The organism is Robertmurraya korlensis (assembly GCF_023715225.1).
Taxonomy (GTDB): domain Bacteria; phylum Bacillota; class Bacilli; order Bacillales; family Cytobacillaceae; genus Robertmurraya_A.
Genome location: NZ_JAMBNS010000015.1, coordinates 24,148 through 40,998, shown reverse-complemented (window position 1 = coordinate 40,998; position 16,851 = coordinate 24,148). Strand labels below are relative to the sequence as shown.

15 protein-coding genes and 1 riboswitch are annotated in these 16,851 nt (G+C 40.7%); of the genes, 12 read left to right on the top strand and 3 right to left on the bottom strand.

Annotated elements, in window-relative coordinates:
• Positions 1-375 precede the first annotated feature (375 nt).
• The 3 genes from M3175_RS21305 to M3175_RS21295 are packed head-to-tail and all read left to right on the top strand — an operon-like array spanning position 376 to position 4,339.
• Complete coding sequence (locus M3175_RS21305) at positions 376-2,013, top strand: spore germination protein (protein WP_251523361.1); 1,638 nt, start codon at positions 376-378, stop codon at positions 2,011-2,013.
• A complete protein-coding gene (locus M3175_RS21300) occupies positions 2,010-3,224 on the top strand; it encodes a Ger(x)C family spore germination protein (RefSeq protein WP_251523359.1) in 1,215 nt (404 codons plus the stop codon). The genes M3175_RS21305 and M3175_RS21300 overlap by 4 nt, the downstream gene beginning before the upstream one ends.
• A complete protein-coding gene (locus tag M3175_RS21295) occupies positions 3,224-4,339 on the top strand; it encodes a GerAB/ArcD/ProY family transporter (protein WP_251523357.1) in 1,116 nt (371 codons plus the stop codon). The genes M3175_RS21300 and M3175_RS21295 overlap by 1 nt, the downstream gene beginning before the upstream one ends.
• Before the next feature lie 32 nt (positions 4,340-4,371).
• Here M3175_RS21295 and mgtE read toward each other — a convergent pair whose 3' ends face one another.
• Positions 4,372-5,730, bottom strand: coding sequence for a magnesium transporter (gene mgtE / locus M3175_RS21290; RefSeq protein WP_251523355.1), 1,359 nt, complete (start codon positions 5,728-5,730; stop codon positions 4,372-4,374).
• A gap of 250 nt (positions 5,731-5,980) precedes the next feature.
• Here mgtE and M3175_RS21285 point away from each other — a divergent pair, with 250 nt between their 5' ends.
• A complete protein-coding gene (locus M3175_RS21285) occupies positions 5,981-6,745 on the top strand; it encodes a hypothetical protein (protein WP_251523353.1) in 765 nt (254 codons plus the stop codon).
• Positions 6,746-6,814: 69 nt separating this feature from the next.
• On the opposite strand, the gene M3175_RS21280 is transcribed toward M3175_RS21285, so the two are convergent.
• Both M3175_RS21280 and M3175_RS21275 read right to left on the bottom strand, forming a co-directional pair.
• On the bottom strand, positions 6,815-8,392 hold the full coding sequence (locus M3175_RS21280) for an aminotransferase class V-fold PLP-dependent enzyme (protein ID WP_251523351.1): 1,578 nt from the start codon (positions 8,390-8,392) through the stop codon (positions 6,815-6,817).
• An 11-nt stretch (positions 8,393-8,403) separates the two neighbouring features.
• The gene (locus M3175_RS21275) at positions 8,404-8,961 is read right to left on the bottom strand and encodes a glycerol-3-phosphate acyltransferase (RefSeq protein ID WP_251523349.1); all 558 of its coding nucleotides are present in this window, start codon (positions 8,959-8,961) and stop codon (positions 8,404-8,406) included.
• A 247-nt stretch (positions 8,962-9,208) separates the two neighbouring features.
• Positions 9,209-9,396, top strand: a riboswitch (cobalamin riboswitch).
• Positions 9,397-9,538: 142 nt separating this feature from the next.
• Between M3175_RS21275 and M3175_RS21270 the strand changes: the two genes are divergently transcribed.
• From M3175_RS21270 to M3175_RS21235, 8 genes are all read left to right on the top strand, one after another.
• Positions 9,539-10,501: an ABC transporter substrate-binding protein gene (locus tag M3175_RS21270; protein ID WP_251523347.1), complete on the top strand. Its 963-nt coding sequence runs from the start codon at positions 9,539-9,541 to the stop codon at positions 10,499-10,501.
• Positions 10,464-11,525: a FecCD family ABC transporter permease gene (locus tag M3175_RS21265; RefSeq protein WP_251523345.1), complete on the top strand. Its 1,062-nt coding sequence runs from the start codon at positions 10,464-10,466 to the stop codon at positions 11,523-11,525. Before M3175_RS21270 ends, M3175_RS21265 begins: the two co-directional genes overlap by 38 nt.
• A gap of 1 nt (position 11,526) precedes the next feature.
• Positions 11,527-13,014 carry an adenosylcobinamide amidohydrolase gene (locus M3175_RS21260; protein ID WP_251523343.1) on the top strand — a complete coding sequence of 496 codons (1,488 nt, stop codon included), beginning with the start codon at positions 11,527-11,529 and terminating at the stop codon, positions 13,012-13,014.
• 32 nt (positions 13,015-13,046) lie between these two features.
• A complete protein-coding gene (cobS, locus tag M3175_RS21255; protein ID WP_251523341.1) occupies positions 13,047-13,838 on the top strand; it encodes an adenosylcobinamide-GDP ribazoletransferase in 792 nt (263 codons plus the stop codon).
• A complete protein-coding gene (locus M3175_RS21250; RefSeq protein WP_251523339.1) occupies positions 13,814-14,383 on the top strand; it encodes a histidine phosphatase family protein in 570 nt (189 codons plus the stop codon). Before cobS ends, M3175_RS21250 begins: the two co-directional genes overlap by 25 nt.
• Positions 14,384-14,398: 15 nt before the next feature.
• A complete protein-coding gene (locus tag M3175_RS21245) occupies positions 14,399-14,962 on the top strand; it encodes a cob(I)yrinic acid a,c-diamide adenosyltransferase (RefSeq protein WP_251523337.1) in 564 nt (187 codons plus the stop codon).
• A 27-nt stretch (positions 14,963-14,989) separates the two neighbouring features.
• Positions 14,990-15,373, top strand: coding sequence for a VOC family protein (locus M3175_RS21240; protein ID WP_251523334.1), 384 nt, complete (start codon positions 14,990-14,992; stop codon positions 15,371-15,373).
• Between the two features lie 123 nt (positions 15,374-15,496).
• Complete coding sequence (locus M3175_RS21235) at positions 15,497-16,585, top strand: D-alanyl-D-alanine carboxypeptidase family protein (RefSeq protein ID WP_251523332.1); 1,089 nt, start codon at positions 15,497-15,499, stop codon at positions 16,583-16,585.
• The last annotated feature ends 266 nt before the right edge of the window (positions 16,586-16,851 follow it).

Sequence of the window (16,851 nt, the reverse complement as noted above, 5' to 3'; positions counted from 1 at the left end):
ATGTATTAGTTTCAGTTATTGGATGTTAGGATCCATTCATATTCTCGTCTTTTTTGTTTTTTATTTTTTTCTTTAGCACTTTGGTAATGGGGGTTCCGTTCATAATCAACCATATAAAGATTGGAGCAAGAAGGTTTAAAGCCATAATTAAGACAACAAATGACCATATGGCCCATTCCGCATTCAGGATATACCGGTATACCCAAGTACTATAAAATTCCATAACCATCCGCCTTTTCTTCTATCTGTTTGGCTACATGTTCTCCAAACGTTTCAGGAAATAAACCGAAAACCTGACTAGAATATGGAGTAGTTGGACAAAAAAAGTAAGAGAGTAATATATGTGGAAATAATCATCTTAGGAGTTTTCAATTTATGACTGCAGTGGAAGAGAAGGATCACTTTTTTAGAAATTTGCAAGATAATGAAGATTTGATGACTGGTATTTTGGGAAACAGTGTCGACCTAGTCAAACGGCGTATTACCTTTCATGAGCATAAAAATGTTCAAGCGATTTGTTATTACACGGATGGATTAGTCGATGTTACACAAATAGAACTTTTTATTAGTGACCTACTATATAAGGGAAATCTGTTACTGCATCATTCGACCTTACCCTCGGGTCCTCCATTAGCATTGCTGAAGGAACATATGCTTACTAATGCATCTTTTCAGGTTGTCAAAGAGGTTAGTCAAGCTGTAGATGGAATCCTTTCCGGAGTCGCAGTCCTGATTCTTGATGGAAGCGATGAAGTTTTCGTTATACAAACAAAAGGGTGGGAAAAAAGAGGGGTAAATGAACCGCAGACAGAGCAGGTTGTTCGTGGTCCAAGAGACGGATTTACAGAAAGCATTCGAACCAATACGGCACTTGTCAGACGAAGAATTCGAGACCCGAAGCTTCGGATAGAGCAAATGAATATCGGGACGCGCTCAAAGACAGATATCAATATTGCGTATATAGAAGACATCGTGAAGGAAGGTTTGGTTGAAGAGGTAAAGAAGAGGTTACGAGATATTAGGATCGATGCCATTTTAGAAAGTGGATATATCGAAGAATTAATTGAAGATGCACCTAGATCTCCTTTTACTACCGTACAAAGTACAGAAAGACCAGATAAAGTAGCATCGTCTATTCTAGAAGGAAGAGTGGCTATTTTTGTTGACAATACACCTTTCGTATTGGTAGTTCCCAGCTTCTTTTGGCAGTTTTTACAGGCAAGTGATGATTATTATTCGCGTTATATGACCGGCAGTTTTTTTCGCTTTATACGATATTTGGCCTTTGTACTGAGCTTAACTCTTACCTCCATTTATGTGATGCTCGTAAGCTTTCATCAAGAGATGATTCCTACCCAATTGATTTTGACTATTGCCTCCGGCCGTGAGGTTGTTCCTTTTCCGGTTTTACTAGAAGCATTAATGATGGAAATCTCCTTTGAATTGATGAGGGAAGCAGGACTTCGGATGCCTAAGCCTGTTGGTCAAGCAGTAAGTATCGTAGGATCTCTTGTCATTGGCCAAGCAGCTGTTCAAGCAGGGATTGTTTCTCCGTTTATGGTTATTATCGTTGCTTTAACGGGTATTGCTTCGTTTGCTATTCCTAACTATGCGGCATCATTCTCGATTCGTCTTATCCGTTTTCCGTTGCTAATTGCAGCTGGGACACTTGGATTGCTCGGTTTTTCTGCCATGTTTGCTCTATTAGCCATTCATGCTCTTACTCTTCGCTCTTTCGGGGAGTCCTACTTAGCGCCCGCAACCCCTTTCCAACCTAAAGATCAGAAGGATACCATCATTCGCTTTCCTTGGTGGAAAATGCAGGCGAGGCCAGTTGGGGTTACAGGGGATGAGAAACGTGTAGGTGATCATCAATTTCCAGAGCCTCCTAATACAGATCCTTATTCTAAAGAAGGGGGTAAAAGTAAAGAAAGTGATCCAAAAGGTGGAGGACAATCACCTAGGAAAAAGAAACGCCATGTAATCAAGCTTAAGGGGGAGGATGAAGAATGAAAAGATACCTAAAGTGGTCTCTTTTATTGATCATAATTCTCCTATTAACGGGATGTGCAGGGAAGAGAGAGTTAAATGACCTAGCCTTGGTGATGGCTGTAGGGATTGATAAAGGAGAGGAAGAGAACTCCTTTAAGGTGACGGCACAGATCGCTCGACCAGCAGATGCCAGGGGTCAGACAGGTGCTCCTTCTGGGCAGACGGGGGAGCCAATTCTCACCATTGTAGGACAAGGTGAGTCTTTGTTTGACGCAATTCGTGATCTTTCTTCCTTTACCACAAGAAATGTTTTTTGGGCTCATAATCAAGTGATTGTCATAAATGAAGATTTGGCCAAGGATGGAATTGCGCAGGTGATTGATTTTTTCACAAGAAACCCTGAACTCCGGATGAGAACGTGGGTTGTTATCACGCCAGAGAAGGCAAGTACGTTAGTCTCAACCGTTACGGGGTTGGAACTCATACCAGGTGAAGCGGTGAATAAACTCTTTCGATATGGGGAAATTTCAAATGTTGCTCCGAATACACAAATTATGGATGTTCAGGCCGCCTACTTAAGTCAAAGCTCACAACCGATTATCGCTAGAGTTACCTTGAAGGAAGTGATGGTCTCTAACAAAAAGCCGGAAAAGGGCCCTACGATCAAACAAGTAGACTTGGCTGGGGCAGGAGTCTTTCAGGAAGATCGTTTAGTTGGAATCTTAAAACCAGAAGAAACAAGGGCGTTAATGCTTTTTACAGAAAGATTACAGTCTGGTGTCGTTACCACCCCATGTACAAGTAAACCTGAACGAACGATAAGTGTAGAGCTTAGGGACCAGATGTTTCAGGTTACTCCTCACTTCAAAGGTAGCCAAATAAGCTTTACCGCTGAGTTTGACTCTTTAGCCGTGGTGGTTGAAGCGGGTTGTCCATTTTCTATAGATGATCAAGAACAAGTAACAGAAGTAGAAAAAGCGGTTGAGAAAAAATTGAAAAAGGAAATAGAAACGACTGTTAATAAGGTTCAAAAGGAGTATAAAACAGATGTACTCGAGCTCGGGAAAGTATTCCACAATGATTATCCAGGATACTGGAAACAAGTTGCTGATGATTGGGAGGAAGTATTCCCTACGGTCGATATCAAAGTTTCTGTAAATGTGGAGATTAAGGATTCAGTTCTGTTATGGGAGGAAACGAACTCCGGTAAAAAGGAGAATAGTGCAAACTAATGAAAGTACAAATTTCAAACGGTATGTTTATGGCATTAATAATCAATATGATCTATGCAAAGGCAATTGGTGTGACGCAAGGATCGATGGCTAGAGAAGTAGGTGGTGATATATGGATTTCAACCCTAATTGCGACCATTCAAGGTGGAGTGATCATGTTCTTGGTGATCTTTGTCATCCGTCGAATGCCGGAGGGGGACTTAATTGACCAATCGGCAAGGATACTCGGTAAATGGTTTGGGAAATTTGTAGCGCTTATCACCTTTATATTCTTCCTAGCTGCCTATGGACCAGTTATGTCAACCTTTGTTTTTCACTTAAAGGATTATTTCCTGCCAGAAGCACCGACTTTATTGTTTATACTTGCAGCCTTTTTAATAGGGACATATGCGATTTATTTTGGAGTAGAAGTAATAGCTAGAATGGCTTTAATTGGTGTGTTTTCGATTATCGCTTTAAATATCTTGTTAATGCTTGGGTCACTGTCAGAGTTCGATATTAGAGAATTGCGTCCAACGTTTCAGATGGGTTTTTTAAGAACGGTTTGGGCAAGTAGACATCATAATACGGATTGGGCTATGGCTACCATTATGGCGGGAATCATATTGCCTATGGTTGCCAATAAGGAAACTTGGGGGAAAATGGGGTTTGCTGGGATTGGTTATGGAATGGTATTCATCATCATGTGGCCCATTCTAGAAGCAGGCGTATTGTCTCCTGAGACCGCTGCACAATATATTGTTTCATGTATGCAAATGGCTAGAAGTGCGCAAATTGGTTATTTTGTTCATCGATACGAAATGATTATGATCGCTTTCTTTGCCTTATCGATTCTTACCCAGATTATGATGAGTTTGTTATGTGCTTCAGTCGCTATGCAAAAGATACTTGGTTTAAAGGATTATCGAAAAGTGATTCTTCCTACTGCTATTATTCTCCATGCGTTTGGTTATTGGATCAACTTTGATAAAAATCGTGCGGTTGATTTTTTAGAGGGATGGTGGGTGTATATTAGCATTGGTGTTGCTGTTGGGCTGCCTTTCTTGATTCTTGTTATGGGGTTCTTTTTTAAGAAAAAGTTAAAAAAAGAAGTAGTGGCTGAGGAGGCAAAATAAAAGCACGAAGCGCTCGATGGCTTCGTGCCTCTTTACTGTATATGATGTAGGAAAAGCGTAGCAATCCCAAAATAGGTTAGAAGTGAAAAAATATCATTTAGCGTTGTGATAAGAGGTCCAGAAGCAATGGCTGGATCGATTTGCAGTCGATAAAGAATCAATGGGATAACTGTTCCTGCTAAGGTACCGATAATCAGAGTAAGAAGCAAGGAGATGCCGACTACAAGGCCAATCATTAAATTGCCCTGCCAGATAAATGCGATAAGAGAAATAAGGATTCCGCAGGTAATACCAATAATGACACCAACACCAAGCTCTCTAAGAACCAATTTCGTGATCACGCGTTTGTTAATATCATTCGAAACAAGACCACGAACCACCACGGCTAAGGATTGTGTACCGGTGTTTCCGGTCATTCCGGATATCATAGGAATGAAGAATGCTAGTGCTACTATCTCTTTAAGTGTTTCTTGATACGTACTTATGATGCTTCCAGATAAAATGCCAATGAGTAATAAAAGAATGAGCCATGGAAGTCTTCTATAAGCAGCCACATAGGCCTTTGTATCAAAATCAATCGATTTCCCTGAAGCGGAAAGCTTTTCGATATCTTCATTTGCTTCTTGAATAACAACATCAATAATATCATCAACGGTAATAATACCCATAAGTACATTTTCTTCGTTTACAGCAGGAATGGCCATGAAATCATAGCGTTGAATAAGCATGGCAACTTCTTCTTGGTCCGTATCGACTGAAACAGAAATGACTCGTTCGTACATAATATTACGAATCACTGCATCTGCTTCTGCCATTAAAATATCACGGTAGGAAACAACTCCAACCAATTTACGGTATTGGTCGATTACATACAGATAATTAATGGTTTCTGCATAGTCGGTAAACGATTTGAGCTTCGTTACCGCTTCCTTAACGGTATAGTAATCTCTTATCCATACAAAACGGTTCGTCATCAATCGCCCGGCTGTTTCAGGAGGATAATTCATGATATCTTGAACGGCTTTAGATTCTTCTTTTTTCATTCCAGATAAGAGCTGGCTGATTTTTTCAGGTGACAGGTCATCAAGCAAAGAGGCGAGGTCATCGTTATCCATTTCATCGAGGACTTTACCTGAACGTTCAATACCTAGTCGATTTAGAACATCTAGCTGTTCGGTTTTGCTTAATTCCTCAATGAGGTCGGCAAGCATGTCTATATTTAAATATAATAAAAACCTTTTTTTGTGTTTTTCGGGCAACTCCCCATATATTCTTGCGACATCATAAGGCTGAAGCTCATCCAATATCGTATCAAATTCTCGGCGTTTGGATTCTTTTAGCACTTTAATGATATATAGGGTAATTTGGTTTTCTGTCATGTTAGTAATCATACGTATCACCTCTCAGGTGGGAAGTTCATTTTTTAAAGTAACATGCTAATTATAGAGAAAAACAATTCATTTTAAAATGGATGTTTAATAAAAGTTTGTGAATTGTAAACATTGTGCTTGAATTATATAGTGCTTTTACAATAGTATAGTTTTATTTAGAAGAACAGTGCGGGAAATTCATCGAAACTTTTTTATACGTTCATTCGTCATAACTAAGGGAGATATTACTATTTTTGTGGAGGTTTACTAGGTGAAAAAAAGCAATCAGGAGAAACGCGATCTTCTCTACATATTCCTTAATGAAGGTGAACAATATGTTCTTACACACGGGATTGAATTTAAAGAGTTTGCTCGGTCTCTTTCCGATTCTTTGAATCATCTTTTGTTGATTAAACATGCTTACGAATCGGGAGAGTTTAATCGTCACACATTACTAGAATACGTCCCTAAAGAGAAACTGCATCGGCTTATCAGTGACGATGTACATGGTTATGGAGATTTTTGCTGGGTGGATTTTGAGGAGCTTGAAGGAGTAAATGCCTTATCTGGCGAGGAGATTGCCGAGTTACTTTATATGGGGCATATGAAGGAGCAACTCAAGCAGCCATTTAACCGACATTTGAGAAATAGATATGGTTATTTTGCTCATGATGATGGATGGTGGAATAAGGTTTATTACCGGACATTAACCGATTTTTATCGGCTACTATCTGATCTCGTGCCTGAGAAGTTAAATGAGTTCAAACCAGAAAAAGGAATACTAGGGTTGAAAAAAAAGAGGGAGTACCCTCCGATGGATATCGATATATCTCTTTCGTTAAAACCATTGATGAAAGAGGGAATCTTACTATCTTTTAAAGATGCGGTACAAAGCAGAACAAAGATTGAGGTTCCTATTTGGGTTATTGGCGACTATATGAATATGGACGATATGTTCGAGGAATACGAAAAACTGTCTAAAACCAAATTTGACGCCACCCTCACATTCGACAAAAAAACAAAGCAATGGCAGTAAAAAAGGTGACAGACACCCTTCGTGGACAAATCGGGCTGATTTGTCCACGTGGGGTGGACACTCAGGGTTTTATAGAGACTGATAGTATGTAACTAGTTCATTAAGCTGGGATAGCATGCGCTGTGTCTCTTTCTCTTCAATAGGATTAATAGGAGAGATTTGAATCCAGTTATTGTGTTTCAAATATGCACTTTCATAATGTAATAAATAGCCATTCATCTCCATATCCTCACCGATAAAGGATGAGGGTATTTTTGTTGGAAATGGAATGGTCATAATGGTCGGACAAGAGTGCTCTATCTTAGATAGTACCCGAATACCATGAGATTCAAGAAACTCTCGAATATAAAGATATTGACGGCCAATTCTTTCAAATGGCTGGTCCTCTTCATAGGCTTCTAGTGCCTGGTGAAGGGCGGAGATGAGATTGGATGAATGTGTAAAAGGGACTCCGTCGTTCTCAATATACCATCCGAGATCCAGATAGCTGGGAATATTATTATCTTTTTTCATGTAATGCTGATGAAACACAATGGACAGCCCTGAATACGAGCCTAGTGCTTTTCCGCTAACTCCTGAGGCAAGGAAGATATTTGAGAGATTTAATGGGCTAGCTCCTATGGAACTTATAGCATCAACACAGATTTTTATATCTTTCTCCATGCAGGCTTTTTGCATATCATCCAAGGAGTTTAGAATACCAGTCGATGTTTCGCAATGGGTAAACCAGATCCACTCAGGGTTATGCTTGTTTATAACCTCTTTTATTTCTTGTAGAGTAAATGATGTTCCCCACGGTATTTCGTAGCTTTCAAAACTTAAGCCAGCACGGAAAGCGTGGCCATGGAGTCGCTTTCCGAACTCCCCGTTAATAAAAATGACTCCGTTCGAAAGTTTTTTCAGCTGCATGGCGATGACTTCATTCGCAAGCGTTCCAGATCCAAGAAGAAGCTGACAATTTGCCGCTTTTGTTAATCTCAGAAGTTTTTCTTTTACAGAATTAAATAATGCTAGAAAGGCTTTAGAACGATGTGAAATCGGTGGACTGATAAGTGCTTTTGTCACATCCTCAGTGACCATAATGGGTCCGGGGAGAAACCGGCTGGAAGAAATCCCTATGCGAGAAGAGACCTGTTTTTCAAAGGTGTCTCTGGTGATATACATAGGATGAAATTGTGCATCTTCTGTTCCGACTGGATCATGAAACACGGTAAATCCGAGTTGTGTATACAGTTTGGTTTGTCTGGTGGTTCCTGAGATAACGGCTGCGTCATATCCTTGTTTGATACAGTAGTTGGCTAATAATTGTGAAAGTCCTAGAAACACTCTTCCGTTTCGATTTTTTGCATCAACCGCGAGGAGGCGAATTTCACACAATAGATGAGCTTGAAAAGGAAGATGATCTTCTACAGGACCAATTTTTTTATCAATGGAAAAAGGTCGCTTGTCACGAACAGCAATCATTCCAATCAGTTGTTTGTTTTTTAAGCAGATCAGATACGTATTTTCAGCGTGAAAAGGGTCCACTCTTCTCTCTGTATCTGACTTTGGGTGCTGTGGAATTTCTTCGACGAAGGTACGATAATTTAGTTTGTGAATTTGCTCCATTTCTTCCTCGCTTCTTGCAATTTTGAAAAGCAAGCCCATTTGGTTTCCCCCTATACTCTTTCTTTTATATTTGTTCGATGAGCAAAAAGAATTGTGATAACTGTGAGTGCGATCATTCCGACGGATGTGTATGTATATGATGCAATAAAGAAATAGACCGGAAGAATGCATAGGCTTAGTAGACCAGATATCGTAAAGCTGCGGAACATGGGATAGGTGATGGCGAAGCTTACGAGAATCACAATGGTTACGGTCGGTTCAAAAGCAATGATTCCCCCAAGAAAGCTGGAGATCCCTTTTCCGCCCTGAAAGGAAAGGGTGATGGGCCAAATATGTCCTATAAGGACAAAGAGAAATCCATCTAATTGAATCTCCTCTGAAAAGCCTAGCATTCTGCCAAGAAGGATAACCGCTACTCCTTTAGACGCGTCACCTAAAAAAGTAGCGACAAAGGCCGTCTTATTTAAGCTTCGTCCGATATTACGGGCACCCACGTTACCGCTGCCTACCTTTCGAATATCCATCTTTCCAAACAATCTTCCAATAATGTATCCAAACATGATGCATCCAATGAAGTAGGAAACGAAGAAATAAACCACTACTACCATAGAACATGACCTCCGCGCTATGTTGTATATATTCCATATTATGCTATGCAAAACCTCTTCACAATAAGAAGTTACTGTCCACTCCATACGGACAAATAGTGGCAAAGTGTCCACGAGCGGTGACAGACACCCTCCGTGGACATTTTGCCCGATTTTGTCCACGAAGGGTGTCTGTCACCTTTTTGTGAAAAAGGGGTTGCGTTTTTGGGGCTTGGTTGGTGTATAATCAGACGTAGCAGAAAACTTCATAATTCGACTAGTAGTAGGTGTCTTCATTATTGAAGACTTAAAAAGGAAGTTGGTGAAATTCCAACGCGGTCCCGCCACTGTAAATGGGAGCAAGCTGCCAGTAATACCACTGTACGTAATAAGTATGGGAAGGTGCAGCAAGCAATGATCATAAGCCAGGAGACTCGCCTATTGCTTTACACCGAATTTCCTACGAGGATAGGAGTGGTGTGGCAGACTGTTACCTATTCTATTATTTCCAATTAGTGTAAAATGTCTATCATACCAGCATCTTCCTGCCTTGTAGGAAGATGCTTTTTATTTTGTACATATCATAGGGGGAAAGAACATGCGTCAAAAGTTTTACGCACTATTTGCATTACTCGTACTATCACTAGGGATTCTTGCTGGTTGTGGGAGCACAACGGAAAAGGCAGAAGATAACAAAAGCACAGAAGGGCAAACGGAACAAGCAGCTTTTCCAGTTACGATCAAAGATGCGTTAGACAATGAAGTAGTAATAGAGGAAGAACCAACCTCAATCATTTCTCTAATTCCTAGTAACACAGAAATTATTTACGAATTGGGCCTAGGAGATAAAGTTGTCGGGTTAACAACAAATGATACGTACCCAGAAGAAACAGCAGAAGTCGAAAAAGTAGGCGATTTTAACATAGATGTTGAAAAAGTTATTGCCCTTAATCCAGACTTAGTGTTAGCACACGAATCTTCAGCAACCTCTTCTGAAGCTGGTTTTCAGCAAATGAGGGATGCTGGTATCGCGGTTTTCATCGTAAATGATGCCGTTAATTTTGAAGATGTCTACGATACAATTGGTATCATCGGTCAACTGACAGGAACCACAGAAGCAGCAGAAGCATTAACTGCTGACATGAAAGCCAAGATTGATGAAATTAAGGAAAAAGCTGCAACAGTAACAGAAAAGAAAAAGGTATATATTGAAATATCTCCATCTCCAGATATCTATTCAGTTGGTAAGAACACCTTCATGGATGTCATGCTACAAACCATAAATGCAGAAAATGCGACGGGAGATCTTGACGGCTGGCCAAGCATTGACCAAGAATCTATCCTTGAACGTAATCCTGATGTCATTATTGCTACTTATAATTACATTGAAGACCCTGTTGGTCAGCTAATGGCAAGAGAAGGTTGGGCGGATGTGAGTGCGATCAAAAATAAGCAGGTGGTTGCTGTTAATCCAGATCTTGTTAACAGACCAGGTCCAAGGGTCGTTGAAGGGGTAGAGGAACTTGCAAAAGCCGTATATCCGGAAGTATTTAATAACTAATCGATTAGCAGCCTACACCATGGGAGCCTCGTTTCTCCTATTGGCGATTGTACTAGGCATTTCACTAGGAACCGTGAAAGTTCCCATCTTAAGTACAATTCAAATTTTACTTGCCCAACTCTTTCCGTTTGTTTCACTAGATGGAATTGACCAAATGCACGTAAACATCGTTTCGAATATTCGCCTGCCAAGAGTCATCTTAGCAGGACTTGTTGGAGCGGCTCTAGCTATTGCTGGAGCTGCCTTTCAAGGTTTACTCCGAAATCCACTGGCAGACCCTTATACATTAGGAGTTTCCTCGGGTGCTTCAGTTGGAGCAGTAGTTACCCTGTTTTTTCAGCTGTCGCTTCCAGTCATTGGAGCATTTACACTTCCTGTTCTCAGTATATTGTTTTCTTTTCTAACGATTTTTCTCGTAATAGGTTTTGCGCAAAAAATAGAGCGCTCCATGCGAGTAGAGACGATTATCTTAACAGGAATCATTTTTAGTTCCTTTCTAGGAGCTCTGATCTCCTTAATGATTGCCTTAACAGGTGAAGAGTTACGTCAGATTATTGGTTGGTTACTCGGAAGCGTTTCCATGAGAGGGTGGGTATATATAAAAATTATCCTCCCATTCTTCCTTATAGGATCAGCCATCTTAATTTTTAACGGAAAAGAATTAAATGCCATGTCGTTTGGAGAGGAAAGAGCTCATCATCTGGGAGTGAATGTCCAACGCAGAAAGCATATCATTTTGATGGCGGGGTCCATGTTAACCGGCAGTGCCGTAGCTGTTTCAGGTACGATTGGATTTGTTGGATTGGTGATTCCGCATTTAGCGAGAATGCTTTGGGGGCCCGATCATAAACATCTACTTCCGTTATCGGTTCTGACAGGTAGTGCCTTTTTAATTTTAGCTGACCTAGTGTCAAGGACCATCATTGCTCCTATCGAGCTTCCAATTGGAGTGATCACCGCTCTGATCGGGGCACCTGTCTTTGCGGTGATCCTACTAAAAACAAGAGCAGAAAGAAGTGGTTAACATGCTTCACATTCAGCATGTCAGTGGCGGATACGCTGGTAATTCTATAGTAAAGGATATTTCCTTTGAAGTGAGAAAAGGCGAGATGCTCGGTATTCTTGGACCGAATGGAAGCGGGAAGACCACACTTTTAAAAATGATTAGTGGAATACTGCCCGTTTCAAAAGGAACCATATCCATTGATGGTACTAAGCTTCCCAATTATTCTCCCAAGGAACTGGCTAAGCTGATTGCGGTGCTGCCTCAGCATGCAGCAGATCCATTTTCCTACACGGTCAAAGAAACCGTATCGCTTGGGCGTTATGCCCATCAAAAAGGTTGGTTTCATAGCTGGAGTACAAAAGATGAGGAAACGGTTTTACGAGTGATGGAGCAAACGGGAACTTTGAGCCTTCAACACCGAAATATTCAAGATCTATCTGGTGGAGAGAGACAAAGGGTTTACTTAGCTCAGGCGCTTGCCCAGGAACCACGTATCCTCCTTCTGGATGAACCGACCAACCACTTAGATTTAAGCTATCAAAAAGAGTTGTTTGATCTGTTAAAAAAGTGGTCTAAAGAATGTGAATTAATGGTCGTTTCCATTTTCCATGATCTAAATTTAGCGGGCTTATACTGTGACAGGCTTCTGCTCCTTCAGGAGGGGAAAATTGTGATAGAAGATACTCCGAACGAAGTGTTAAAACAAGAACGAATTCAAAACGTATACCATACGAAAATTGCCAAACAGCCTCATCCAAAGGTTCCGGTTCCACAAATGGTGCTGTTGCCTGAGTGGGAGAACGACCAGTCAGAAGAGGTATATCAAATTGATCCATCCGTGATTCACGCTTCATCCGAAAGAATTGTAGTAAAAACGGAGCAACCCTTAAAAACGATGAGCTCTGGGGTAATTGGTTCTGGAACAGGCTGGTACCAAAACTTTGTTAATCGTCATGTAGACAAAAGCTATAATTTTAGTGACCATAAACAAGAAATGGCCGACTATCTAAAAAGAAATGGCTTCATTCCAGGAGAAACAGTTGGAATGATGACTGCTGTTAAGCTTGAAGATGTCACTTATAAGCTTTATGTGGATGGCCATGTTTCCATTTTTGTCGTCGTGACGGCAGGTGTCGGAAATGCAATAGACGCGTCTGTTATTGACCGAGAAGTGTATGATTATACGCCTGGCACCATCAACACGTGGATCTTTGTGAACGGTGAATTGTCTGAGGAAGCATTTATTCAATCCATCATGACAGCAACAGAAGTAAAAGTGAAGGTGTTACAAAATGAAGAGGTGCTCGACTTAAACACAGGGACACTCGCAACAGGTACATCAACGGACAGCATCTTAATTGCAGCTACCCAAAAGGGGACATCCATCGAGTATGCAGGCTCCTTTACTCAACTAGGTCGATTAATTAGCAAAGGTGTTTTTGAATGTACAACGGAAGCAATTCGGAAATCTAGAATGAGAAAAGAAGGCATGAGTTCGTCAGTATAAATTCATTTAAAACTGTTCCTGGAGGAAGCGCCATGAAAATGGTTCGTGCATTTCTATTAAACTTACAATTTTTTACATCAATTCCTGTCAAAATGAACTTGCCAATGGATGCCGCGCATATGAAACGTGCTGTTGGCATGTTCCCGTTATTAGGAATTTTACAAGGAACCATGTATTCAGTTCTTCTTTTCACCTTAATAGAGTGGACTCCCTTATCGACCGTCTCCATTGCTTTTATCTTATGGTTGGCGTGGATCTTCTTTACTGGAGGTCTTCATCTAGACGGTTGGATGGATGCAAGCGATGCTTTCTTTTCATACCGGGACAAGGAAAAACGATTAGAAATTATGAGCGATCCTCGAACAGGAGCATTTGGTGTGTTATCTGCTATTGTACTGTTAAGTGGTCGCTATTTGTTTTTATATGAAATCATCCAATTTGTTCATACTTATACGTACATAGTTATACTATTCATTCCTTTTTTCAGTAGGGGAGTGATTGGTGCGTTATTAGTTCTTGCTCCACTTGCAAAGAATGAGGGACTTGCAGCATTTTTTAGAGAAAGATTGAGTAAGATTTCTTTACTCAGTTATCCTTTCTATTGTATGGTCGTGTTAATAGGATTAACCCTTTTCATACCAGCACTTACTCCCATGTTCCTTTTGTTATTAGCAAGTGCTTTTTTATGTTTTTTATTTATCCAAAAAAAATCTGTGCACTGGTTTGGCGGAATAACCGGAGATGTGTTGGGAGCATCTGCAGAAGGGACGGAATGGTTGCTATGGATGATTGTGTGGTTATGGCATTATGCAGGCATGGCTTAACAGAGGCAAATAAAAAAAGAGCCTATCTAGGGTGGACGGATTCCCCTTTATGCCATCAACCCTCACCACTAGTAACGACTTATGAAGGTTATTTTACAAGCGATTTAGGACGTTGTGTTTCCACGTTACAAGCCTTCTTTCCTGAGGTAGAGCCGATTCAAATGAGCGAGCTAAGAGAGATGCATTTTGGGGACTTTGAGGGATGCACCTTTGACGATTTAAAGGATAATGAAGCGTATAATCAATGGCTGAATCATTACAAAGATGCAGCCACACCTAATGGCGAGAGCTTTCAACAATTTGTAAGAAGAATTGATAGGGGCTGGCTCAAGATGATTAGGGAAGTGAAAAATAATCATTGGCAACGTTCCTTTATTGTCACTCATGCAGGTGTTATAAGGCATTTATTAGCTAGGTTTGCACCAGACGAACGAGCATACTGGGACTGGAATGTGTCACATGATTTTTATTATGAATTACTATTTTTGAAAAAAGCCTTTGAAAAGGGAGACCGAGCCTTTTCACTAAAGAAAGTATCCATTTGAAGGGGATGTGAGCAAATGAAGATTTATACAAAGACGGGAGACAAGGGGCAAACAAGTATCATTGGTGGAAGAGTGGATAAGGATGATATCCGAGTGGAGGCATATGGCACCATTGATGAAGTAAATAGCTTCGTCGGACAAGTGGCTGCAGAGCTTCATGAGGATGTATTTGCAGATGTTCTTGCCGACTTGGAAAAAATTCAACATGAGTTATTTGACTGCGGCGGAGATTTAGCCAATGTAACAGCCAAGCGTGTTTCAAAGCTTACTGAGGAAGCGGTTCAGTACTTAGAGCAAAGAATTGATGTGTATACGGAGGAAGCCCCACCTCTCGAACGCTTTATTTTACCAGGAGGAACAAAGGCTTCTGCTACTATTCATATTGCTCGTACGGTTGCTCGTCGTGCTGAACGTCAAATAGTTAGTTTGGCGAAAGCTGATTCGACCACCCCTACAGTATGCTTACAATATGTAAACCGCCTGTCAGATTACTTTTTTGCTTTGGCGAGAGTAATAAATTTCCGTTTAGGTGTCAAAGATGTGGAATATGTAAGAAGTGCGAAGGTGTTTCGAAATTAGATAAAAGTAGGGAAGAGGAGATTGTCGATGGAAGTTAAGCTTGGATATGTCATTTTGTACGTGGAAAGCTTAGAAAGAACAAAGCAATTTTATGGTGAACTACTTGGGTTAAAGCTTCGAAATGAGTTTGGTTCCTACATTGAATATGAAACGGGCTCAACGATCTTAAGTATGAATACAAGGGCAGGCGGAAGAGAAGTTACGGGGTTGCCTATTCCAGATGGTATTCAAAAGAGTCATACATTTGAGTTAGGCTTTGTGACAGAGGACGTCGAGGGACTTGTGGACCGGCTTCGTCAAGCAGGAGTACCTGTATTGCTTGAGCCGACAGAGAAACCATGGGGCCAAAAGGTTGCTTACGTTGAAGATCCAGACGGGCATTATATTGAAATATGTACTCCTATTCCTTAAAAGAGAAATCGATCCTTTTTGTATAAAGGGTCGATTTTTTTGTGCTTTTTTATTGGATTAAGAATATAAAAACCTTCAAACTCAAAAAATAATCCTTGCTACTGATGTTAGAAAGGGGATAGAATGAGACACTTTAAATCGATACTCGTATTTCTCGTACTTTTGTCAACGGTGATAGCTGTTCCAACAAAAAGCCATGCGATTGCTGCTAAAGGCGCTATATTAATGGAGCAAGAATCAGGACGAGTATTATTTGAAAGAGATGCTCACACGCCAATGCGTATAGCAAGTATCACGAAAATTATGACGGCTACTTTAGCGATTGAATCTGGGAAAATGAATGAGATGGTGACCATTAGCAAGAAGGCATCTGTCGCTGAAGGGTCATCTCTCTATTTAGAACCAGGGGATAAGATAAAACTAGAAGACTTGGTATATGGATTAATGCTCCGCTCTGGAAATGATGCAGCAGTGGCCATAGCAGAACATGTGGGTGGAAGCCTTGATAACTTTGTGAAAATGATGAATAAAAAGGCGAAAGAAATTGGCATGACAAAAACGGTGTTTGCTAACCCACATGGCTTAGATGACCATGAAAATCATTATTCTACAGCCTATGACATGGCCCTGCTCACAAAATATGCCATGAAAAATGAACATTACCGTAGAATCTCAGGAACAAAGGAATATCATTGCAAAAGTTTAAATCGTTCGATCGGAACGTGGTTTAATAAAAATAAGCTTCTTACGATTTTGTATCCTTATTCAACGGGTGGAAAAACAGGCTATACGATTCGAGCCAAACGCACACTTGTATCAACGGCAGAAAAAGATGGATTGAAATTAATTGTCGTCACCATCAATGACCGACAAGACTGGAAAGACCATATGTCCCTGTTTAACATGGCTTTTCAAAAATATGAGCGAGTAGAGGTTGTAAGCCAAGAGAAATTCGCCTCCTTCCAAGGCTCTTACCTAGGTGGGGTTGTACCAGAACATGAAATCGTCTACCCAATGACAAAAGAGGAAAAAGAAAGTCTTCAAGTCCAATTTAAGCCATCTAAACAAAAGGACATGCGTAAAGGAAAAGTAGGCGAGCTCAAAGTCCTTGTTTTAGGGAAAGAAATTGGAAAGACAGATCTACTCGGAGAAGATCTACCAAAAGCAGAGAACGAAGACAATGACTCTTGGTTGAAGAGGCTTTTTAACTAGGTGCTTTGATATTAAAGAATATCTAGTCGATTGGAGCGGAAGGCGCTTGACTCCTGGGGGATCAGCGTTACAGGCGAGACCCCGCAAGAGCGAAGCGATGAGGAGGCTCGGCGAACGCCCCCGGAAAGCAAGCGCCTGGAGCGGAAATCACCTTAAAAATTTGAGGCGCATAAATTTATGCGTCTTTTTATTTTGTTAATAGGAATAAGGTTGTGAAGCAAGCTAGTTATAGCATAGGTATAGAACGAAGGGCTTAGGGAAAAAAA